This window comes from Agrobacterium sp. 5Ca50, from assembly GCF_055381905.1.
In genome coordinates, this window is record NZ_AP026438.1 from 791,837 (window position 1) to 811,657 (window position 19,821).

Annotated in this window: 22 protein-coding genes; 6 read left to right on the forward strand and 16 right to left on the reverse strand. The window is 56.0% G+C overall.

Going from position 1 to position 19,821, the window contains the following annotated elements:
* Window position 1: 1 nt before the first annotated feature.
* From ACZ5FM_RS03800 to ACZ5FM_RS03815, 4 genes are all read right to left on the reverse strand, one after another.
* Window positions 2-847, reverse strand: a complete 846-nt coding sequence (locus ACZ5FM_RS03800; RefSeq protein ID WP_464039763.1) for an MOSC domain-containing protein — start codon at window positions 845-847, stop codon at window positions 2-4.
* Between the two features lie 10 nt (window positions 848-857).
* Window positions 858-1,499, reverse strand: coding sequence for an HD domain-containing protein (locus ACZ5FM_RS03805; protein WP_464039764.1), 642 nt, complete (start codon window positions 1,497-1,499; stop codon window positions 858-860).
* 61 nt (window positions 1,500-1,560) lie between these two features.
* A complete protein-coding gene (locus ACZ5FM_RS03810; protein WP_464040415.1) occupies window positions 1,561-4,392 on the reverse strand; it encodes a DUF2339 domain-containing protein in 2,832 nt (943 codons plus the stop codon).
* 164 nt (window positions 4,393-4,556) lie between these two features.
* A complete protein-coding gene (locus tag ACZ5FM_RS03815; RefSeq protein WP_464040416.1) occupies window positions 4,557-6,110 on the reverse strand; it encodes a VOC family protein in 1,554 nt (517 codons plus the stop codon).
* Between the two features lie 268 nt (window positions 6,111-6,378).
* On the opposite strand from ACZ5FM_RS03815, the gene ACZ5FM_RS03820 reads away from it, so the two are divergent.
* The 3 genes from ACZ5FM_RS03820 to ACZ5FM_RS03830 all read left to right on the forward strand — a co-directional run bounded on the left by ACZ5FM_RS03820 (window position 6,379) and on the right by ACZ5FM_RS03830 (window position 9,162).
* Window positions 6,379-7,410 carry an ABC transporter substrate-binding protein gene (locus ACZ5FM_RS03820; protein WP_464039765.1) on the forward strand — a complete coding sequence of 344 codons (1,032 nt, stop codon included), beginning with the start codon at window positions 6,379-6,381 and terminating at the stop codon, window positions 7,408-7,410.
* A 148-nt stretch (window positions 7,411-7,558) separates the two neighbouring features.
* Complete coding sequence (locus tag ACZ5FM_RS03825) at window positions 7,559-8,347, forward strand: ABC transporter ATP-binding protein (protein WP_259145476.1); 789 nt, start codon at window positions 7,559-7,561, stop codon at window positions 8,345-8,347.
* The gene (locus ACZ5FM_RS03830) at window positions 8,344-9,162 is read left to right on the forward strand and encodes an ABC transporter permease (RefSeq protein WP_250982982.1); all 819 of its coding nucleotides are present in this window, start codon (window positions 8,344-8,346) and stop codon (window positions 9,160-9,162) included. The genes ACZ5FM_RS03825 and ACZ5FM_RS03830 overlap by 4 nt, the downstream gene beginning before the upstream one ends.
* A gap of 68 nt (window positions 9,163-9,230) precedes the next feature.
* On the opposite strand, the gene ACZ5FM_RS03835 is transcribed toward ACZ5FM_RS03830, so the two are convergent.
* From ACZ5FM_RS03835 to ACZ5FM_RS03875, 9 genes are all read right to left on the reverse strand, one after another.
* Window positions 9,231-10,055, reverse strand: coding sequence for a mechanosensitive ion channel family protein (locus ACZ5FM_RS03835; protein ID WP_464039766.1), 825 nt, complete (start codon window positions 10,053-10,055; stop codon window positions 9,231-9,233).
* Between the two features lie 140 nt (window positions 10,056-10,195).
* Window positions 10,196-10,714 carry a tyrosine phosphatase family protein gene (locus ACZ5FM_RS03840; RefSeq protein WP_259145471.1) on the reverse strand — a complete coding sequence of 173 codons (519 nt, stop codon included), beginning with the start codon at window positions 10,712-10,714 and terminating at the stop codon, window positions 10,196-10,198.
* A complete protein-coding gene (locus tag ACZ5FM_RS03845) occupies window positions 10,711-11,295 on the reverse strand; it encodes an HD family hydrolase (protein ID WP_275641381.1) in 585 nt (194 codons plus the stop codon). Before ACZ5FM_RS03845 ends, ACZ5FM_RS03840 begins: the two co-directional genes overlap by 4 nt.
* 38 nt (window positions 11,296-11,333) lie before the next feature.
* Window positions 11,334-12,182: a CAF17-like 4Fe-4S cluster assembly/insertion protein YgfZ gene (gene ygfZ / locus ACZ5FM_RS03850; RefSeq protein WP_275640784.1), complete on the reverse strand. Its 849-nt coding sequence runs from the start codon at window positions 12,180-12,182 to the stop codon at window positions 11,334-11,336.
* Between the two features lie 177 nt (window positions 12,183-12,359).
* Entirely contained in the window at window positions 12,360-13,097 is a 738-nt protein-coding gene (locus tag ACZ5FM_RS03855) for a hypothetical protein (protein ID WP_464039767.1), read from the reverse strand.
* Between the two features lie 17 nt (window positions 13,098-13,114).
* Window positions 13,115-13,372, reverse strand: coding sequence for a hypothetical protein (locus ACZ5FM_RS03860; RefSeq protein WP_192487399.1), 258 nt, complete (start codon window positions 13,370-13,372; stop codon window positions 13,115-13,117).
* Between the two features lie 106 nt (window positions 13,373-13,478).
* Window positions 13,479-13,856: a TIGR02301 family protein gene (locus ACZ5FM_RS03865; protein WP_275641383.1), complete on the reverse strand. Its 378-nt coding sequence runs from the start codon at window positions 13,854-13,856 to the stop codon at window positions 13,479-13,481.
* 59 nt (window positions 13,857-13,915) lie between these two features.
* Window positions 13,916-14,362: an NUDIX hydrolase gene (locus ACZ5FM_RS03870; RefSeq protein ID WP_275640785.1), complete on the reverse strand. Its 447-nt coding sequence runs from the start codon at window positions 14,360-14,362 to the stop codon at window positions 13,916-13,918.
* A gap of 38 nt (window positions 14,363-14,400) precedes the next feature.
* Complete coding sequence (locus ACZ5FM_RS03875; RefSeq protein ID WP_464039768.1) at window positions 14,401-15,081, reverse strand: glutathione S-transferase family protein; 681 nt, start codon at window positions 15,079-15,081, stop codon at window positions 14,401-14,403.
* A 129-nt stretch (window positions 15,082-15,210) separates the two neighbouring features.
* Between ACZ5FM_RS03875 and ACZ5FM_RS03880 the strand changes: the two genes are divergently transcribed.
* Together ACZ5FM_RS03880 and ACZ5FM_RS03885 are read left to right on the forward strand one after the other, a co-directional pair.
* Window positions 15,211-15,534 (forward strand): YnfA family protein, encoded by a 324-nt coding sequence (locus tag ACZ5FM_RS03880; protein ID WP_464039769.1) that lies wholly within the window; start codon window positions 15,211-15,213, stop codon window positions 15,532-15,534.
* Window positions 15,535-15,580: 46 nt separating this feature from the next.
* On the forward strand, window positions 15,581-16,342 hold the full coding sequence (locus tag ACZ5FM_RS03885; RefSeq protein ID WP_250982976.1) for an SOS response-associated peptidase: 762 nt from the start codon (window positions 15,581-15,583) through the stop codon (window positions 16,340-16,342).
* Between the two features lie 13 nt (window positions 16,343-16,355).
* Here the strand turns inward: ACZ5FM_RS03885 and ACZ5FM_RS03890 are convergent, their stop codons facing one another.
* Window positions 16,356-17,699, reverse strand: a complete 1,344-nt coding sequence (locus ACZ5FM_RS03890) for a GGDEF domain-containing response regulator (protein WP_464039771.1) — start codon at window positions 17,697-17,699, stop codon at window positions 16,356-16,358.
* Between the two features lie 250 nt (window positions 17,700-17,949).
* Between ACZ5FM_RS03890 and ACZ5FM_RS03895 the strand changes: the two genes are divergently transcribed.
* Entirely contained in the window at window positions 17,950-18,582 is a 633-nt protein-coding gene (locus ACZ5FM_RS03895; RefSeq protein ID WP_464039772.1) for a LysE/ArgO family amino acid transporter, read from the forward strand.
* A 62-nt stretch (window positions 18,583-18,644) separates the two neighbouring features.
* On the opposite strand, the gene ACZ5FM_RS03900 is transcribed toward ACZ5FM_RS03895, so the two are convergent.
* Window positions 18,645-18,785: a hypothetical protein gene (locus tag ACZ5FM_RS03900; protein ID WP_250982974.1), complete on the reverse strand. Its 141-nt coding sequence runs from the start codon at window positions 18,783-18,785 to the stop codon at window positions 18,645-18,647.
* A gap of 172 nt (window positions 18,786-18,957) precedes the next feature.
* Window positions 18,958-19,821 carry a CDP-diacylglycerol--serine O-phosphatidyltransferase gene (pssA, locus tag ACZ5FM_RS03905; RefSeq protein ID WP_275640788.1) on the reverse strand — a complete coding sequence of 288 codons (864 nt, stop codon included), beginning with the start codon at window positions 19,819-19,821 and terminating at the stop codon, window positions 18,958-18,960.

The window sequence follows — 19,821 nt, forward strand, 5'->3', positions numbered from 1 at the left end:
TTTAACCGCGCTTCTTGATTGCCCAGCCGTCATTGCGGCTTTCGATAATGGTTGCCGTGTCACCCACGGCAATCTGGCCTTCACCACGCGGTGTGACGTTCCAACCGAAAAGCGGGCCGGGCACACGGCGGTCGGCCGACATGCGCAACCGTCCCATCGCCTTCATTGGCGACGCACCCTCGCGCGAACCAGTCAACTGGTCCTGAGTGGTCATGATGCAGCGGGCACAGGGTTTGACCAGATCAAAACGGATGCCGTTGATGTCCAATGCTGCCCAGCGGTCTTCCGCCCATGGCTCATCCGTGTCGAGCACGATGTTGGGACGGAAACGATCCATGCCAATACCATCTTCGCCATTGGCGGCCATGTTTTCATTGAGTGCAGCCAACGACGCAGTTGTCGTGACGAGGATCTGATAGCCGTCGGCAAAGGTGACGGGCGTTTCATCGCCAGCCCATTCTTCAGAGGCGATACGCGTGGACGCCTCATCAAAAAACACCAGCTTGAGTTCGGTGCCCATCCATCCTGACAGCACGGTGTTGATCTCGTCCGGCGCCACGGCCGCATTGACTGTCGATTTCCATACCACAACATCCATGCGCTCTGGCGAGGGCAGGGCGAGAATCTCGCCATCCGTGTCGGTGGACAGGCGCAGTCCGCTGCCGGACTGCAAGGCGGTAATCCGCGCGATGGATGGCAATTCGCGTTGGGTAATGAACTGACCGGAAGCATGCACAAACATCGCGCGGCGATCGCCGGGCAAACCCTCCCAGGTGATAGGGCTTTGCGAAAGCGGAATGCCGCGCGCACTTTTCAGCGGGTAGATATTCAGCGCCGATATGCGCATGCAAACCTCCTCAGATTTCATCCAGAAACAGATCCAGCACCTGCTGTAGTCTGTCATGCCGTTCCTTGGCCAGCGCCCTTCCGGTTTCCGTCTTGAAACCGTCGGCCAGCTTGAACAACTTCGTCTGGAAGTGGTCTATTGCAAATGTCCTGTCGTCAAGGGGGCGTTCTCTGGCGAGCGGGTCTTGCGGGTCATAAAGTGCTGAACCCAACCGACCAGCAATATAGAAACACCGGGCTGCCCCCACCATGCCAATGGCGTCCAGCCTGTCCGCATCCTGCAGGATTTTTGCTTCCAGCGTCTGCGGCTCCAGATTGGCGGAAAAACTGTGCGTGGTAATGGCGTGTTTTACCGCCTCGATATCTGCGGTCTGCCAATTCAGCGCCAGCAATATGCCTTCGGCCTTTTCCGCTGCTAGTCGTGAGGCCTGTGCCCGCAGCGGTGAGTTCTTCTCAACGGCCACGCAATCATGCAGCAACACACTTGCCACCAGAACAGGTCCATTGCCGCCTTCGGTCGCATGAATACGCATTGCGTTGCGAAACACCCGGTGGATATGGGCCAGATCATGCGAGCCGTCATCGCCGTCGGTTGCGTGAGGAATCAAATGCTCGGCAAGCGAAGCGAAGGGGGCGAAGGATTGGGCCTGCATATGTTCTTTCCTTGGAATTTTTCCGCTGTTTAGAACCAAGTGCAGGCCATGGCAATCTGCATCACGTCTTGCTTTCGGCGAGAACTGCCGCCGCTGATTTTCCGGTCAGTATCTTCTGGTAGAACAGACCAATTCCGATCAGCACCACACCCAGGCCAATGAAGGAGAGGGCACGCAGCACACCTTCAAGGTTGCTCATGTCAATAAGGAAGGCTTTGGCAACCGCCAGCAGCACTAGACCTGCGGAAGCAAGGCGCAGGCTCTTGGCATCAAATTTCGAGCCGAGCGCCAGCAGCAGAACGCCGATTGCCAGCCATACAACCGAATAGGTGTAGGTTTCGCTCTGCAGGAAGCCTTTCCAGCTGGCGATATTTTCGCCCTGCCAGAAACGGCGCACCGACAGCGTTGCCCAGGCAAACAGAAGTGCTGCACCAGACAGTGCCAGCATCACCACATAGGCAAACGGGCGTTTGCCGCGCGCGTAGTAGGCAAGTCCGCCATAGGCGATCCCGGGCAACAGATAACCGATCAGCAGCAGGTTGAGGAACGGCCATGGTCCCGTATTTTCACCGCTGAAATAGGGGTTCAGTGTGCCGAAATGCATGGTCAGAACATTGACCATGGCAATGGCACCGGCAATCATCGAGCCAATACGGAAGATCGGGCTTGGTGATTTCAGGTCGAGCGTCATCAACACGCCGGACATGCCGATGGTCAAAAGCGTATAGATCGACTGTTCACCAAGTGTCGGAACCGCGTCGTTCAGTATGCCGCCATTCATGGCGTGTCGAACGAGGATGGCAATCGCCAGCAGGCCCATAAGGCTGGCAATGGCCTGCAGGAAGTTCTTGATGCGGTTTTCCGGCCAGTTGCGCAGCAGGTAAGCGGCAGCGATGGCCAGCACCGCGGGAATGCCATAGCCGGGCAGCAGCGCGTTGAATACCGGCGTCAGCCCAAGGTTTTGTGGTCCGACGATTGTCGGTTCCCAGGCGATGCGGCCAAGAACGCCGACGCTGGCGATGGCCATGATCCATGGCAGGGCGTCCCATGTGCGCCAACGTGTGGCCAGAACATAGACAAAGCCCAGCACGGAAAGCAGTACGGTTGTTGCCAAACCATCGGTCAGCGTATGCAGGGTAAAGACGAAGGCGATAAATGAGCCTGTCACCAGCAGGTTGAGCGGCATCCGATAAGCTGCATCCTTGTCCTGCCTGTGCAGCCACTCCGCCCCGGCAATCAGGATAAGGCCAAGTGCCAGACCATAGGCTGCGTGCAGCCAGTCGCGGGTCAGGTTACCATATTCAACAAAGCTAATTGTGCCGAGCCATACGGGGATGATGGCTGCAATGCCGGCCCAAAGCAACGCAAAGTCAGGATCTTGCTCGCCCTTGCGCTTGAGGAAGGCAAAGCTGCACAGCAGGAAAATGGCGCCAAGGCCGAGTGCGATGGCAATATCGGTACCATTGCCCTGTGCGACTGCCGGCAGGGCAATGTTGGTGCCGGTAATCATTCCCGAGAAATAGAATACGCTACGGGTGGTCAGTGTGACGATGGCAAGGGCGCCAAGTGCGGAAAATACCGCAGGCCAGACCGCAAAATGCCGGCTGGCACCGAGCGCCGCGAGGGCAGCGATCACACTTGCCGTGGCAAAGCTTGGATGAATATTTGTCGACGCGGCTGTCAGGACCATGGCCATGGCAGGCAGGATCGCCGCCAGTGATGCGGTCAGGCTGATAGCGATCGGGTGGCGCGCTGCCAGTTTCAGCATGCGCACGGACAATCTGTCAGGTGCGGTGTTCTGCGGCGGATCCGTCTCTGCGACGCTTTCCTGTTGTTGCAGTTGTCCATCAAACGCCTTGCCCGGCCAGAGGAAGATGGTTCCAGCCAGCATTGCTAGCAAGGCAAGTGTCGGTGGTGTCAGGTCAACGATATCGCTGGCGCCGATATAACCAAGCGCCCAGAGACCAAGGCCGGCATTGGCAAGTGCCGGGACAATTTTCCAGTTCTGGCTGCGGCAGGCGAATGCGGTGGCGGCCCAGGAAATGGTCAGGAAAATGAACAGCGCCCAGATGTTGGGTGTCTCGGTCGAAACCAGTGCTGGCGTTAACATGGAGCCAAACAGACCAAGCCCGGCCAGTGCCTGCCCATGCAGCAGCGAAAGTCCAAGAGTGGCAAAGGCCACCAGACCAAGCGTTATAAAGGCTGTTGCCGGGCCGATATACTCGTAGATTCCATAGGCGGCATAGACCACGCCAAACAAGGTGAGTGAGCCTGCAGCCGTCAGAACGCCGGGAATCATGGCGTTTGAATAGGCGGCAGTTACGCTGGGGACAGCTTTGCGGCGAATGGCTTCACCGGCGGCCCACAACAGAAGGCCGAAGATACCGGCCAGAGCAAGGCGTACGGCAGGGCTGAGCAGTCCGCTTTCAATGGAATATTTGACAAGGAATATGCCACCCAAGGCCAGCGCAATGCCACCGGCCCAAACCGCCCAGCGCGCGCCTAGACGGTTTTCAAAGCTTTCGCGCGGCGGCAAGGTTGCTGCTGCTGGCGGCTGTTCTGGTAGTGTCTCTGTGACAACATTCTGGTCCTGTGCCACATCCTGCGCGACGAGATCAGCGGAGCGTGAGGGTTGCTGCTCTTGTGGTCCAAGCGTGAGGTCGGAGGCGGTAATGTCGTTTGCTGGCACACCTGCGCCAAGGAAAGCGTCCTGCTGTTCTGCCTCGGCCTGCAGGCTCTCTTGCGTTGCCACGGGCGACTGGCCAGTTGCCAGCATTCTTTTCAGCGCCTTGACTTCTCGTTCAAGGACATTGATGCGGCTGGCACTGCGGAAGCTGGAAACGAGCGTGTAGATAAAGGCGGCCACATATGCTACGGCCAGCAGAACGAGCATTTCCAATAGTCACTCTCCCGATTATAGCGGTTCAGAAACACGAGCGCGTGGCCATGTCTGCTAAACAGCGCATAAACAGGAATGAGGGGCGTTTCCGTGACAAAACATGTCCGGAAGCACTGTTCATTCCTGTGCCTCATCCGGTTTTATACGTGTGTGCGAATTTATTGTGCAAGCCATGATTTAGCCAACTCAATATCGAATGCACCGATATCGTGTCCCTGAGGCGCGGTTTCCAGCCGTATTTCTGCGCCTGCGCCTGACAATATCTCGGAAAGACGCACAGTCTGATCGCGGTATCTGTCGGTCTCTCCGGCTGAGAGCAGGATTTTGCGGCCGCTCAAATCCGCGGCCGGCCAATGTTCCAACACCGGCATGGCCCGCAGTAGAAGTGTCTCGGCCGCAAACTGCGGGTGAAGCGCAAAAAATGCCGCCAGGAAGTTGGCACCGTTGGAGTGACCGATGAAACGCAGTTTTTTGACATCAATGCCGTAGGCGGCAATCGCGCCCTCGACAAAGGCGGCAAAGGCCTCGGCTTCGCGGGCAATATCGTTCTGGTCAAAGGATGAATTGCCAAACCGTCGGAACCAGCGGGCAATGCCCTCTTCGGTGCTGCGACCGCGCACCCCAAGCAGGGTGGCGTTTGGTGCCGCTTTTGCGGCGAGAGGCATAAGGCTCGTTTCGCTGCCGCCGGAACCATGCAGCAATATCAATACGCTGCCATCCGGTTGCTGCGGTGTGTAGAAGCGGTGCACGAACGGCAATTCGCGGTAAATCACCCGCTCATCGCCCGGCATTGCAAATTGCGGCAGGGAAACTCGGGCAGCCTCAGCGTCGGCCTCAAAATCGGGTGGAATGAACAGCGCTTCACCGAGTCTGTCGGGCGCTTCGTCAATGGTCATGCCGGGACCATCGGTCGCCATTTCGATCAGCACGCCGCCGGGCTCACGCACATAGAGTGAGGCGAAATATTTGCGGTCATGGGCATTGGTGACGCTGGAGTTCAGCTTTTTCAACTCGGCATGCACGCTGTTCAATTCGTCGTCGTTACGGGCGCGAAAGGCAATGTGGTCAACCGTGCCGGTACCGGGTGCGCTCGACCAGAAACCGGTAGCATCGCGCACATCGATAATATCGCCGGAAGCCGAAACCATGCGGCGGATGGCGCCTTGCTGTTGTGTGAAAAGATAACCGAAATAGCGGGACAGAAAGCTCTGGGTCTCATCCTGCGCTTCGCTGAGCATCGTCGCGCCACGGATGCGGCGGATGGCATGCTCACGCGGAATGCCCGGCGCTTCATGCGGGTCGGCCTCGGCAAATGCGGTCGTGCCACAAAGCTTGACGATGATTCCGTCAGGATCTTTCAGCCGTATGACCGGTTCGCCAAATTCCTCCATCGGGCCTTCGGTGCGAATGCCTGCCGTTAGTGCGCGGGTCAACCAGAAGCCAATGCTGGCGGGATCAATCGCCAGAGATACTTCGAGCGTTTGCCCGTGACCCACACGGCCTTGACCACCATCTTCCCAGATCAGGAACGTTACGAGGGAACCGGGGCTTGCGGAGTGATCGCCATAGATCAGGTGCAGCTGCATCGCATCTTCAAAACCTGCGGTGCGTTTGACGAGGCGCAGGCCGAGAAATCCGGCATAGAAGTCGACATTGGCCTGTACCTTTCGGGCAATCATGGTGATGTGATGAATGCCTGCATCCGCGATCATGCTCAAACGACCTTTCTTCAATCCTTGTCAGCTCTGCACCATATGGTCGCGTCACCTGACATTACGCAAGGGCAGGGGTGTGGATATCACTAGGAGGTGAAAGTTTTGCGCAAAAAGCGTGCGTTGTGCTTTTTGTCTTGCTGGTGAATGATTAAAAAATAAACATCATTAAATATAGCATATTTTATGTGCGTTTTTCACTTGCGCCTTGAGTTTGAATTGGATTTGATAAGGCTAATTCAATCAAAAACTTCCAGGGGGAAGAACAATGTTAACGCGCAGGTTGTTTTCGAAAATCGCGACATTTACGGCTCTCGGCCTTTCGGTCGGATTCGCTGCACCGGCTTTTGCCGAAACGCCAATCAAGTTCACGCTCGATTGGAAGTTTGAAGGTCCGGCTGCCGGCTTCCTGCTGGCGGTTGACAAGGGTTACTTCAAGGCCGAGGGACTGGATGTCACCATCGATAGCGGTAACGGTTCGGTGGAAGCCATTCCGCGTGTTGCCACTGGTGCCTACCAGATGGGCTTTGGCGACATCAACTCGGTGATGAAATTCCTGGATGAAGACCCAAGCCAGAAGGTGAAGGCCGTCTACATGGTTTATGAGCGCCCGACATTTGCGGTTGTTGGCCGCAAGTCGCTCGGCGTCACCACAGACCCGAAGTCGCTGGAAGGCAAGAAGCTTGGTGCGCCACCGCCAGATGGCGCGTTTGCCCAGTGGAAGGCCTTCAAGGAAGTGGCTGCTCTTGATGACAGCAAGATCACCATCGAATCAATTGGCTTCCCGGTGCGTGAGCCGATGCTGGCCAAGGGTGATGTCGATGCGGTCTTCGGTTTTGCATTCTCGGTCATTTTGAACCTGAAGGCGCAGGGTATTTCTGACGATGATATCGCCACCATTCTGATGGCTGAAAACGGCTTGAACCTTTATGGCAACGCCGTGCTGGTAAACACTGATTTTGCCGAGAAAAATCCAGAAGCCGTCAAGGGTTTCCTCAAGGCTCTCGCCAAGGGGTTTGCTGATGCTGTGGCCAAGCCGGAAGAGGGCGTCGCAGCCGTTCTTGCGCGCAATGAAACCCTCAACAGCGAGATCGAACTTGAGCGCCTCAACATGGCCAATGCCATGAACATCAAGACACCTTACGTCGTTGAAAACGGCATGGGCGGTATTGATCCGGAGCGTCTGGCTGCCTCGATCGAAACACTGAAGATTTCGCTTGGCCTCAAAGGCAACGTCAAGGCTGAACAGGTTTTTGACGCGAGCTATCTGCCAGCCAAGGAAGACCGCATGCTGCCTTGATTGGCCGCAAACTCGCATCGTTATGCCCGGGCTGTTCCCGGGCATCTACCAACGCTCATAAACTTGCATGGTGAATGGACCGGGAGGGGCAATAATCGCCCGGTCCCCGCCCATGCAGGTGAGCGTCAGAATTACAGGGACTGGGAACATGGCTCATCTGGTTGAAATCGATAACGTTGACATGCGTTATGGCGGCGCGGCGGGAACGCTTGCCGTTTCAGGTCTAAACCTCACCGTGGACAAGGGGCAATTCACTGCGGTCGTCGGGCCTTCGGGGTGTGGAAAATCGACGCTTATGAAGTTGGTAACCGGCCTGCACATTCCGCAGGTTGGTCACGTGATTGTTGCCGGAAAACAGGTGACACAGCCTGTGTCGATTGTCGGCATGGCGTTCCAGAACCCGACCATGCTGCCATGGCGCACGACGTTGGAAAACATCCTGTTGCCGCTGGAAATCGTCGAAAAGCACCGTCATCGCCTGCGTGCAAACAAGGCCGAATATGTCGCCAAGGCAGAACGCCTGCTGGAGATTGTCGGCTTGAAAGGATTTGGCTCGAAGTTTCCCTGGCAGCTCTCAGGCGGTATGCAGCAGCGCGCCAATTTGTGCCGCGCATTGATCCATGAGCCGGAACTGCTGATGCTGGACGAACCGTTTGGCGCGTTGGATGCATTCACCCGTGAAGAACTATGGTGTGTGATCCGCGATCTTCACGCAGCCCAGAACGTCACCATTATTCTCGTCACGCATGATCTGCGTGAAGCGGTATTTCTGGCGGACAAGATTTTTGTGATGACGGCCCGACCGGGCCGTATCCTGAAAGAACATACGGTGCCGTTTGCCCGGCCCCGACAACTGGACCTGATGTATGAGCATGGTTTTAACGACATGGTGCACGAACTGCATGGTGAAATTGCAAAGGCGAGGGTAGCCGCATGAGTGCGTTCGTCGAAACCGGGATCGCCACGGAACGTCCAAAACCTCTGATCGCCCGCGTCAACTGGGTCAAGGCGGCGCCGTGGCTTTATACGCTGGCACTATTTCTTTCGTGGGAACTGCTGGTCAAGGCGCTGGATATGCCGCCGACCATCCTGCCGTCGCCGACGCGGGTGTTTCAGGCCATCGCCCAATATTGGTCACCCATCTGGAAAAACTCGCTACAGACGCTTTACACGACGACGCTCGGTTTCATTCTGGCGGTTGTCGCAGGTCTGGCTATCGGCCTGTTCATTGGTTGGTCAAAGACCATTTATGCCGGGCTTTATCCGCTGATGATCGGTTTTAATGCCATTCCGAAAGTCGCCTTGGTGCCAATTCTTGTCATCTGGTTTGGTATCGGCACGGTGCCGGCTGTCCTGACTGCCTTCCTGATTTCCTTCTTCCCGATCGTGGTGAATGTTGCCACCGGTCTTGCGACCATCGAGCCGGAAACCGAGGATGTGCTGCGAGCGCTTGGCGCGAAGAAAATGGATATCATGCTGAAGGTGGGTATCCCGCGCTCCATGCCCTATTTCTTTGGATCGCTGAAAATCGCCATCACGCTCGCCTTCGTAGGGTCTGTCGTCTCAGAAACGGTGGCTTCCAATTACGGTCTGGGCAATATGATGAGTTCCGCGCAGAGCCAGTTCAACGTGCCCCTGGTGTTTGCTGGCCTGCTGATGCTGGCGATAGAAGGCATCGTCATGTACGCGGTCATGGCCTGGCTTGAAAGACGCATGACCGGTTGGGCGCATCGCTCCACCATGGGGCAATGAGCCACAAATTCACTGCAACGAAAAAGGCCGATTTCACAATCGGCCTTTCTTTTGGAATGCTATGCCAGCTATTCGGCGGGTTGTGACGCTGTGACTTCGGACCGTTCGTCAAAGGCCACTTTCATCGCTTTCGTCATGTCACGCGTCGTTGCCCACCAGCCTTCGCTGCGTGCCCAGTAACGTAATTTCACAGTGGCGGTATCGCCGCTGACGGAATCAATGAAGGTGACAGGGGCCGGATCCAGCAGCACGCGGCTGTTGGAACGTGCGACATTCATCAGCGTGTCCTGCGCCTCTGCCAGGCTTTCGCCCTTTGGTACGGTCACGCTTAACTCATGGCGACGCGATGGAAATCGGCTGTAATTGGTAATCGGCACATTCCACAGCGTCGAGTTTGGCGCCAGTCTGTATAGTCCGTCACTGGTTTTCAGCTCGGTGGCAAACAGGCCAATTTCGATCACAGTTCCGCTGACAGCACTGGTTTCAATATATTCACCAACCCGAAACGGGCGCAGCACCAGCAGCATGATACCGGCAGCAATATTCTGCAGAGTGCCTTGCAGGGCAAGACCGATGGCCAAACCTGCAGCACCAAGAGCCGCCAGAATAGAGGCGGTCTGCACGCCAAACTGGCCAAGCACCATGACGATGACCAGAATAAGGATCACATATCGGATAGCACCGGAGAAAAACCGCGCCAGCGTTTCGTCAAAACCGCGAATACGTGACAGGCCCTCGAAAGCCCAGCGCTGCACGAACGATGCCGCCAACCAGCCGATACACAAGAGCAACAAAGCGCCCACGATCGAGAAGGAATATTGCACAAGCAGCGCGCTTGCCTGACCAAGAGCCGCCTGCGAAGCGACAAAAAATTCCGTAGCTTGTTGTTCCATGAAACTATTCTGAAGCCCTGTTTCCTGAATGTTCAAATTGCCAACGACAAAGATTGGAAATGGTTCCGCCAAAAATGCAGTGCATTTTATATAGCGCGCAACGCGTGCTTCGAGCCAGTCAAACCTGCCGTTGGGTGTCGTCAGCCGTTCAATGGAAGTACAAAGGGAACATTTCCATCTGTATCGGCGCCCCGGCCAATAGCCTTGAAGGCGGCAACCAATCGGCCATCACGGTTCAGCAGGCGGTCGCCAATTTCGATGATCCGTGAATTGGGTGTTGCATAGGGTGAAGCCTGCCGCAAACGTTTTGCCAGATCCTGTTCATTCTGCTCTGGATAGAGTGCCAGAGAAACAAGGGCAGCAGCAGCCGGAGACCGGGAGACCCCCATCCAGCAGTGGACCAGCAGCGGAGCCGACTGATCCCAACTCTTCGCAAAATCGATCAGGTTCTGGATATGACCATCCTGCGGGGCGATCAAATTACCGGTGCCGGCAAAACTGATGTCATTCATCGCAAGCGTCAGGTGACGCTCTGCAAGAATGACCGCAGGGCGATGGAAATCCTGTTTCTCGGCCAGCAGGCTGACCATTTCACGAGACTTGTGGCGTACCGCCATTTCGGCAATTCGCCCCAGTGGTGAAACAACAATTGCGGTCATGCAACACCGCTTTTCTGCTGGGTGCGCAAGGCTTCAATGGCGTTGAAACGCTCAATGAACAGGTGCTGGGCCTCAAGGGCCGGCAAAGGGTCAATCAACAGCATGTCGCAGGTAATACCACGGGGTTGGCCAAAGAATTTTTTGGCTTCGGTCATCGAAAAGCCCGCAAGCTCGGTCGCTTCGAAATAGGCCGCAACCGTATCGGCCTTCTTGATGCGGTCCTTGAGCTCGCTGGATGGGTGCGGCGCCAACGAGAAGCGCAGATGAATGGCCGCCTCCAGCCGTTTCTCCACCGACTTGTAACCACCGCCCACCACCGACTTGAACGGTGAAATCATGTCGCCGATCACATATTCCGGTGCATCATGCAGCAGGGCCATCAGCATTTCGTCTGGCGTAGCATCATTGCTGCGGCTGAAAATTGTCTCAACGATAAGGCTGTGCTGCGCAACCGAAAATGCGTGATTGCCGTGGGTCTGGCCGTTCCAGCGCGCAACGCGGGCAAGACCATGGGCAATGTCAGCAATTTCAACATCAAGCGGCGAGGGGTCCAGCAGGTCGAGGCGGCGGCCGGACAACATCCGTTGCCATGCGCGGGTGTTGAGCTTCGCGGCCAACCTTATTCCTCCGCGCTGGCTGTGGGTTCCGCGGCAGGGAAGCTCAAACCGCTCCACGCAGGCAATGTGAGTTTGACAGGCGTCTCGCCCGCCAGGATAGGCGTCTCGGTAGCCAGAGCATCTGCCACGCGGTCAATACGCACAATCGCCACACCGTTATTGCCGGACACACTGCCGAGTGTGCCAATCGTTTTGCCATTGACCGTCAAATCGGTGCCACCAGCGGGAAGGGGAGCATCGCTCTCCACGATCACCACACGTCTACGGGCCGTGCCACGATGTTTCATGCGCGAAACGACTTCCTGTCCGACGAAGCAGCCCTTCTTGAAGGATACACCGTCATTGACGTCCATCAGCACGTCATGCGGAAAGGCATCCTGCAGGGCGTAGTCTGCGCCCGAATGAACAATGCCAACGGAAATCCGCAACGCATCATAGGGCTCAATTGCGCCGCTAGCCGAGGCACCGGCTGCGCGATAGAGCTCAATGCCTGCCTTGGCAAAGCGGCTATCCAGTTTTGCACCTTCAGGTTTGTCGCCATCCCAGAAAACGCTGACACCGTCCTGCGCGTGCGGTTTGATCTCAACGGCTGCGCGCAGCTTGTACATGGTCAGGCGGCGGATCAGTGCGTCCAGCTGGCTGCTATCGGTTTCGAGAATAAAACCGTCCGCCTCACGCGACACCAGGAAATCAAACAGGATTTTGCCTTGTGGTGTCAGAAGGGCGCCAGCGCGCACCTCGTTTTCCGGCAGGTTCTCAACGTCAGTGGTGATGAGATTGTTCAGGAATTCCTGTGCGTCTTTGCCCGTAATCTCGATCTGGCGCTGCTGCGGTAAAAAGGCGGAGGACATGGATGTGTTCCTGTTGAAGTGTCAGGTGTGATGGATGGCGATATCCCGTCGCACTGACGACAGTCGGCGAAAAGGGATCAGTCAACACAAGGCAAGACTGTATGTCAGGGATTTAGGCATTGAACGTTCTTGCGGCAAGCCATGCTTGCCACATTATCCAATGCATCTGCTTTCAGCTCAGTCGCCTGCGGTGAAAAACTTCCACTGGCCATCCGGCGTGATGCCGATGCGGTAAAAGCTGTAGGTGCCGTATTCCTGCATGTCGGCAAGATCACCCGCGGTGATGATGCGCAGCAACTCGACCTTTTCAGGTGCGGTCAACTCATTCAGTGATTTGCCCACAAAGTAAGGCCAGACATACATTTCTTCCGGGGTGCCGGCATCCATATGGGCATAACCGGTGGACAACAGATCGAGAAGAATGGCCAGAACTTCCAGCCCGTCAGGATCGCCGGAGAAGCTTTTCAGCGCAGCAATCGGGTCATCCCCGTCGTCGCCGGTAATCTGAGCCTGGTTCGGGCCGGGATTGACCAGCGGACGCAGCTTTTCGATGTCGCCTGTGGCCGACGCTTCAACAATTAGCTGACGCAGGCGCTGCACGGCGGCAGGGGCCTTGGTATTGTCGTGCTGAATATCGGAAACAACAGGCTGATCTTCGTCCGGTTCACCGGCCGTCTGGTCGTTGGTGCCAGCAGATTTATCGATCAATGGGCTCGGCATGGGAATGCCGCCGTCCGAATCACCCTCTACGGTATTCGGCTCAGTCACCTGCGGTGCGCTCTGTGCACTCTCGCTGGTGGACTGATCAGGCATGTTCTTGAGTTCTGAAAGCGCAAATACCGGTTGGGCTGTCACCAGAAACGCAGCAAAAATAGCTGCCGACAGGGCCAGTTCTTCCCTCACACGAAACGTCATAATGCTACCCTCCGGTTTTACTGGATGGTGCGGGTCGGGGAAAATTCGCCTGCCAGCATTCTTTGGCGCAGTGATTCGAGCATGGCTTCTGCTCCAGCCTCACCATGCAGGCGAATCGTTTCGCGCATGGCCAGTGCAATGGCAGCGTCGGCAATGATTTCCGGTTCGATGCCGTCGGCCATACCGTCGGCCCAGGCCTCGTTCTGGTGTTCCAGAGCGACCTGCATCTTCTCGTGAACAATCATTTCGGCGATGTCGTTGCGGCTTTCTTGCATACTTTCTTCCTCGTCGAGACGGTTGAAGTCTTACCACCTCGTTAACAACTCTAACAGCCTTTTATCAAAACGGCACGGGTTGCGGTAAAAACAGGTTAATTATTTCCTAATTTCCGAAGCGAGAAGCAATTTCTGACGCAAGTGTTGCACCTTCGTTACGGTATTGCTCTTCGGCCACCACAGCAGCCTGTGTGCATTCGGTATAAACAGCAGCAAATGAGCGGTATCCACGGTTGAAGGCGGCGGTCAATTTCTGCCGTCTTTCCGGTTCGTTGGCCGTTTCTGCGGCCAAAAGATCGCTCATCGCTTTGCGCCAGTCTTCCTTGACATCCTTTTGGCAAAGGTTGCGCAGGTAATGCACGGCGCCTGTGACTTCGGCCAGACGTGACAGCTTTTGATCATAAGCTGTCGAGGCTGAATTGGCAGGCGCAGAACCTGATGGAGCAGTGGCCGACGGGGCTGACGGTTGCGCAAACGCACCCATGGCAACAAACAGCGTTGCGCAAAATGCAGACGATGCTGAAAGTCGTGATCGTGGTTTGCTCATTGTGGTTTCATGCCGCGATTCTGTAATGAGCGCAATTGCTTGGCCACGCGTTCACAGCATTCCAGAACGCTTGGCGGAACCGGCAGATCACGCACTTCCTCCACCGTGTACCAGCCGGGATCTGCCGCATCATCATTGGCAACCGCTTCTGCCGTATGGTCTGCTTCCACCAGAAATACCGATAGGAAATAGTGGCTGGAGGCGGCGCCGCTTGCCGTTTCAGGCTTCAGATCATAGGTGGCAAAAAGCTGTGGATTGCGGGCCTCGATGCCAGTCTCTTCCAGCAATTCACGCAGTGCCGCGTCTTCCGGTCTCTCACCCGGCTCTGCCTTGCCGCCGGGAAAGGCGAACATGTCCGCCGATGGCGGGTTCTTGCGCCTGACCAGCAACATGCGGTCACCGCGTGTGACGATTGCGGAAGAGGCGGGACGAGGCTGCGGCATGGAAAAGGACCTGTGCGTATGATGTCTGCGATACATGCTTAATCGTTCATGAAGCGCTTTGGAATGTCTTCATGGAAGGGAAACATTGCAAAACAGGGGCGTGCTTCGGCGATGACACGTTTTACCGAAGGGCGATGCATGAGCCGTTCGAAATAACGATCCAGTGCCGGTTTGCCCGGTCCGATAGGATGGACGATAGACGAATAGAACAAGGCAGGGGCACCAGAACAATCTGCCAGTGTGAACTCTTCTCCGCATATCCAGATTTTGCCGGTGAGTTGTCGTTCCAGCATTTCATAGGCGGTATTCAGCGTCTGGCGCGCTTCGTTCACTCCAAAGGCATCCTGATTGCCTTCCGGCCTTATTTTGTCCGTGACAATCTTCTGCATCGGAACGCTGACATAGAGGTCAAAGAACCGATCCCATAAGCGTGTCTCCAGCTGCGCATCCGGGGCGCTCGGCAATAGCCTTGTGTCGCCAGGGTAGTGCTGCTGCAAATATTCGATGATGATGCTGGTTTCACCCAGCACCTGATGACGCCGCTGGTCCTCCAACACCGGTATCTTGCCGACCGGCCAATGGTCGATAAGTTTTTGCGTGGACTGGGCGTCGGAAAAATCGATCAGTGATTTTTCAAACTCGGTGTCGTTCTCATAAAGTGCAATCAGCACCTTGTGACAGAACGAGGCAAGCGGATGCATGTGCAAGGTGAGTGTCATCGCTCGGGTTTCCCAAGATTGCACCTGGACTGGCGTGTTTTAGCAGCAGCCCCAAACCGCTATCATAAGCGGGGAATCACTATGTCTTTCGTGTGACGCAACATCTCATCCGGGCCGAAAACCGAACCAATGAAGATTTATCTGATCTATGCCGCCGCCGCATTGGCCGAAATTGCCGGATGTTTTACTTTCTGGGCATGGCTGCGGCTGGAAAAATCGGTGCTGTGGCTAGTGCCGGGCATGGTCGCTTTGGCCGCCTTTGCGTGGTTGCTGACACTGGTGCCGTCTGAAGTGGCGGGGCGGGCTTATGCCGCTTATGGCGGCATGTATATTGTTGCCTCACTTTTCTGGTTATGGGGTGTCGAAGGCCAGTCACCTGACAGATGGGATTTCGCGGGCGGCGCCATCTGCCTTGCTGGTGCAAGTCTCATTTTGTTTGGGCCGCGTGCCTGAGATCATTTTGCCGATGCCGTGACACTGGTTGCCGGAGGAAAATAACATGTGCGGACGATTTGTATTGCTGGCAACGCCCGACGAACTCGCTGAGTTTCTAAGCCTCATCGAGCTTGATGACTTTCCCGCGCGTTACAACATCGCCCCCACCCAGCCGATCCTTGTCGTGGTGGAATCAGAAACCTCGCAGCCCGGCAGCAACCTGCCGAGACGGCAGGCGGTGCTGGCGCGTTGGGGGCTGTTGCCCGGCTGGCTGAAAGATCCCAGTGATTTTCCCTTGCTGATCAATGCTCGAGCCGAAACCGCAATAGGCAAGGCGTCGTTTCGTGCGGCCATGCGCCACCGTCGTGTGCTTGTTCCGGCCAGTGGATTTTACGAATGGAGACGTCCTGACAAGGATGAAGGCGGCAAACCGCAGGCCTATTTCATCAAACCGAAACGCGGTGGTGTTGTTGCCTTTGCGGGTCTGCTCGAAACATGGTCTTCGGCCGATGGTTCCGAGGTCGACACGGCGGCCATTCTCACCACTTCCGCGAATCGGTCGATCAGCCGTATTCATGATCGGATGCCTGTGGTTATTGCGCCGGAAGATTTCAGCCGCTGGCTGGACTGCAAGACGCAAGAGCCACGTGAGGTGGCGGACCTGATGGTGCCAGCGGATGAGGATTTTTTTGAAGCTATTCCGGTATCCGACAAGGTGAACAAGGTCGGCAATGTCGGCCCTGATCTTCTTGAACCGGTGGAGGAAACGCTTCCGCAGAAGGAAAAGAAAACGGGGCCGGACTCTGGCCAGATGTCACTGTTTTAAACAGCGACATAGCCTAGTGCGCTTTGGTAAGCTCCGTGAAGCCGCTGAGAATGTCGAGATCGGCAAATACCCGGTTTCTGCCATTGCTCTTGGCCATGTAGAGCAGTTGGTCTGCGGCATTCAACTGGTTGTCGAAAGGTTCACCCTTTTCGATTTCGACTACGCCCAGTGAAATCGTCACGGCTATTTCGGTGCCCGTAAGCTGCACGCCGGCGGTCTCGACGGCCTCACGCAGGGTCTCGCAAAATGCGCGAGCCTGTGTTGCATCGAAACCTCTCAGGAAAATTGCAAATTCTTCTCCGCCAATACGGGCGGGAAGATGTTTGTTTGTCTCGCAGCTTTCAGCCAGCAGGGCAGCGATGTTTCTCAACGTGCGGTCGCCTGCATCATGGCCATAGGTGTCATTGATCTTCTTGAAATGATCGATGTCGAGAATGGCAAGCGCACCTTTGCCATTGTTCTTTTGCAAATCCGCCATCATCAACTTGGTCTTCTCAAAGAAGGAGCGGCGGTTCGGCAGGTTGGTCAGGTGGTCACGTTCGGCCAGATGCCGCAGGCGCTTTAACTGCTTCAGCGTCTCAATGTTGTTGTCGATACGGCATTGCAGTTCCTCCAACACAAAAGGCCGGTAGATGAAGTCCGATGCGCCAGCTTTCAAAAAGCTTGCTGACAGCAGGCGGTCCGTCGAGGATGACACGCCGATAATGCGCAGGTCTTCCGAGCTGCGATATTCGCGAACCTTGCGGGTCAGCTGATAACCGTCCATGTCTGGCATATGGTAATCGGTAATCACCAGCTCGATTGTCTCATCTTCTTGCAGAATGTCGAGTGCCTGTTTGCCGCTGAGAGCTTCTATAACGCGGAAGTTCTGCCGTTCGAGTATTTCAACCAGCCCTGAGCGGGCAGAGCGAGCATCATCCACAACGAGAACGGAAAACAGCCGGTTGGTGATAATCCGCTCAACTGTTTTGATGACAGCATCCACCGTCCGATGGCCGTCCTTGATGATGTAGTCGATGATCTTCTTCTCGGTGTAACGCTTGCGCGCCTGTTCATCGAATGTCGCGGTAAACACGATTGTTGGAATTCTGGCGGCCGAAAGCAGCCCGAGAATCTCGCCATCAGGTGCGTCAGGCAAGTTCAAACCGGTCAAGGCAAGGGTAAATTCATGTTCGGCAATCAGAGCAGCGGCTGCCTTCATAGTATCGCAATGAATGACCTCGGCGCTGGTTTCGCCTTCCAGCCGTTGCTTCAGCAACATCGACAGCGCAATGGAATCTTCGACCAGCAAGATCTTGTGGGGCAGGGCGCTCACGTCAGTGTAGTGCGCATCCCGGTTATCCCGTACGTAAGACATAGCATTCCCCCTGGCCGTTACTCTTCACGAGTCAGATAATGAAGGTGGATTACCAATATCTTAGGATAACTTAACACGGACGAAAGGTCGCAGCACTTTCCAATTCCTATGTGTGGTTTCTCAGAAACCCTCGACGCTGGGCTTGATAATACTTGCGGGAAGCCAGTAGTAAATTTGTCATTGTCCAATGACGCAGAGCCCGCCTCGCGGATGGCTGAGAGCCCCGCATGAATTTCAGGAAAACAGAGATATGCCGCCTTTAATGTCTGCCAGCCTTGCCGGTTTTCTGCTGGGGGGCTCCCTGATCGTCGCAATCGGCGCCCAGAATGCCTTCATTCTGCGACAGGGGCTTATCCGCAATCATGTCTTCCTGCTGTGCCTGATCTGCGCGCTGTCCGACGCCTTGCTGATTGCCGCAGGTGTTGCCGGCCTTGGAACGCTAGTGTCGCAGTCACCCATTTTGATTGCGGTGGTGACGCTGGGCGGTGCGTTCTTTCTGGCTTGTTACGGTTTTCTGGCTTTCCGCCGTGCGTTGAAGCCGGGCGTCATGCAGGCCGATAATTCACGAGGGCTGGGCCTGCGCGCTGCGGTCATGACCTGCCTGGCATTCACCTTCCTTAACCCGCATGTCTATCTGGATACTGTGGTTCTGCTGGGCAGCCTGTCAGCGGCCTACGAGGGAGGTGCACGTGTCGCCTATGGTGCAGGTGCCGTCGTCGCATCATTCGTGTGGTTTTTTGCCTTGGGATACGGCGCCCGTTATCTGGCGCCGTTATTTGCCCGTCCATCCGCCTGGCGTGTGCTGGATGCCATTATCGGCGTGGTCATGAGCCTCTTGGCTCTCAGCCTTCTGGTCCGGTTCGTAAAGCAATTCGTGCTGTAGAAGCAGTGGCGGCAGGAAAAGATGCTGGCTCACAAGAGTGAGCCGGTATTCCTGCGGATCAATCAGGCCTTTTTGGCCGGTGCTTGGGCTGGCTTGCTCTTCTGCATCATCGATGCGGCGGCAACAGCTTTCAGACCCAGTGGCTTGTAGTGGCTGTTCAGATCAGGTTTCGGCGTCGGGTTGGCAGTCTTGTTTTCACTCATTGTCTCTCTCCTCGAATAGTCCATGGTCTTGATATTTGGCAGATTCGTTGCCGTGTTGTTTCATGACCAATCATGACAAATTCGAGGCGATTACAAATCAATTGAAGATTGCAGCCTGCGACAAATCGTGCGCGGATGCTGCCAATCTTCAATCAGAGGTACCTGTTTTCTCTCAGATACCGCGATCTAGGCCGTCACCGCTATCGCCGTGACTGTCCTCTTCGATTGTCAGCGTGCCATAGCGCTTGTGCCAGACGCGGGCGCTGAACGGCAGGAAGAGGAGATAGGCTGCAACGGTCACCGCCAGCACTTCCCAGGTAAAGCTCATCAACAATGCAACATAGAGCACGACGATCAGCATCAGCGGCAGAACGATGTCGCGGCGAATACGGGTTTCGGATTTGCCAGACCATACCGGAAGGCGGCTGATCAACAGATAACCAATCAAAACTGTGTAAGCGCTGGCAACATAGGAAAAGGGCGCCGTTGGCGGCATGCCGAGAAAACCGAGATAGACCGGCAGCAATACCAAAAGCGCGCCCATCGGGGCTGGGACACCGACAAAGAATTCATTCTGCCATGGTGCCTTGATTTCACGTTCAATCATCACGTTGAAACGTGCCAGTCTAAGGCCAGCGGCGATGACGTAGATCAGGGCGGCAATCCAGCCGAAGCTGCGGGCCTGATCCAGCATGAAGGCGTAGAGTACAAGCGCCGGCGCAACACCAAAATTGACGATATCGGCCAGCGAATCCATCTGAGCGCCGAACTTGGAGGTCGCCTTCATCATGCGGGCCACACGTCCGTCGATACCATCGAGGAACGCGGCCAGCAGAACCATGCCGACTGCCAACTCAAAGCGGTTTTCGAAGGCAAGCCTGACACCGCTAAGCCCCGCACAAATCGCCAGTACCGTGATCAGATTGGGAATGACCAGCCGCATGGGGATTTCCCGCAGGCGTGGCCCACGGGCATTGTCCTGCCCATTCTCATGTTTGCCGTTCGGTGCCGGTTCTGCGGGGGTAGGGGTTTGCAT

Excerpts from the sequence above, each read along its gene's own strand:
- ACZ5FM_RS03815 (WP_464040416.1), bottom strand. The coding sequence starts at position 6,110 with ATGATCGCGGATGCAGGCATTCATCACATCACCATGATTGCCCGAAAG.
- ygfZ (WP_275640784.1), bottom strand. The coding sequence starts at position 12,182 with ATGTCCTCCGCCTTTTTACCGCAGCAGCGCCAGATCGAGATTACGGGC.
- ACZ5FM_RS03865 (WP_275641383.1), bottom strand. The coding sequence starts at position 13,856 with ATGGGTGCGTTTGCGCAACCGTCAGCCCCGTCGGCCACTGCTCCATCA.
- ACZ5FM_RS03900 (WP_250982974.1), bottom strand. The coding sequence starts at position 18,785 with ATGAGTGAAAACAAGACTGCCAACCCGACGCCGAAACCTGATCTGAAC.
- ACZ5FM_RS03895 (WP_464039772.1), top strand. The coding sequence starts at position 17,950 with ATGCCGCCTTTAATGTCTGCCAGCCTTGCCGGTTTTCTGCTGGGGGGC.
- pssA (WP_275640788.1), bottom strand. The coding sequence starts at position 19,821 with ATGCAAACCCCTACCCCCGCAGAACCGGCACCGAACGGCAAACATGAG.
- ACZ5FM_RS03885 (WP_250982976.1), top strand. The coding sequence starts at position 15,581 with ATGTGCGGACGATTTGTATTGCTGGCAACGCCCGACGAACTCGCTGAG.
- ACZ5FM_RS03840 (WP_259145471.1), bottom strand. The coding sequence starts at position 10,714 with ATGACCGCAATTGTTGTTTCACCACTGGGGCGAATTGCCGAAATGGCG.
- ACZ5FM_RS03805 (WP_464039764.1), bottom strand. The coding sequence starts at position 1,499 with ATGCAGGCCCAATCCTTCGCCCCCTTCGCTTCGCTTGCCGAGCATTTG.
- ACZ5FM_RS03810 (WP_464040415.1), bottom strand. The coding sequence starts at position 4,392 with ATGCTCGTTCTGCTGGCCGTAGCATATGTGGCCGCCTTTATCTACACG.
- ACZ5FM_RS03880 (WP_464039769.1), top strand. The coding sequence starts at position 15,211 with ATGAAGATTTATCTGATCTATGCCGCCGCCGCATTGGCCGAAATTGCC.
- ACZ5FM_RS03870 (WP_275640785.1), bottom strand. The coding sequence starts at position 14,362 with ATGCCGCAGCCTCGTCCCGCCTCTTCCGCAATCGTCACACGCGGTGAC.
- ACZ5FM_RS03890 (WP_464039771.1), bottom strand. The coding sequence starts at position 17,699 with ATGTCTTACGTACGGGATAACCGGGATGCGCACTACACTGACGTGAGC.
- ACZ5FM_RS03820 (WP_464039765.1), top strand. The coding sequence starts at position 6,379 with ATGTTAACGCGCAGGTTGTTTTCGAAAATCGCGACATTTACGGCTCTC.
- ACZ5FM_RS03875 (WP_464039768.1), bottom strand. The coding sequence starts at position 15,081 with ATGACACTCACCTTGCACATGCATCCGCTTGCCTCGTTCTGTCACAAG.
- ACZ5FM_RS03835 (WP_464039766.1), bottom strand. The coding sequence starts at position 10,055 with ATGGAACAACAAGCTACGGAATTTTTTGTCGCTTCGCAGGCGGCTCTT.
- ACZ5FM_RS03845 (WP_275641381.1), bottom strand. The coding sequence starts at position 11,295 with ATGTTGTCCGGCCGCCGCCTCGACCTGCTGGACCCCTCGCCGCTTGAT.
- ACZ5FM_RS03800 (WP_464039763.1), bottom strand. The coding sequence starts at position 847 with ATGCGCATATCGGCGCTGAATATCTACCCGCTGAAAAGTGCGCGCGGC.
- ACZ5FM_RS03830 (WP_250982982.1), top strand. The coding sequence starts at position 8,344 with ATGAGTGCGTTCGTCGAAACCGGGATCGCCACGGAACGTCCAAAACCT.
- ACZ5FM_RS03860 (WP_192487399.1), bottom strand. The coding sequence starts at position 13,372 with ATGCAAGAAAGCCGCAACGACATCGCCGAAATGATTGTTCACGAGAAG.
- ACZ5FM_RS03825 (WP_259145476.1), top strand. The coding sequence starts at position 7,559 with ATGGCTCATCTGGTTGAAATCGATAACGTTGACATGCGTTATGGCGGC.
- ACZ5FM_RS03855 (WP_464039767.1), bottom strand. The coding sequence starts at position 13,097 with ATGACGTTTCGTGTGAGGGAAGAACTGGCCCTGTCGGCAGCTATTTTT.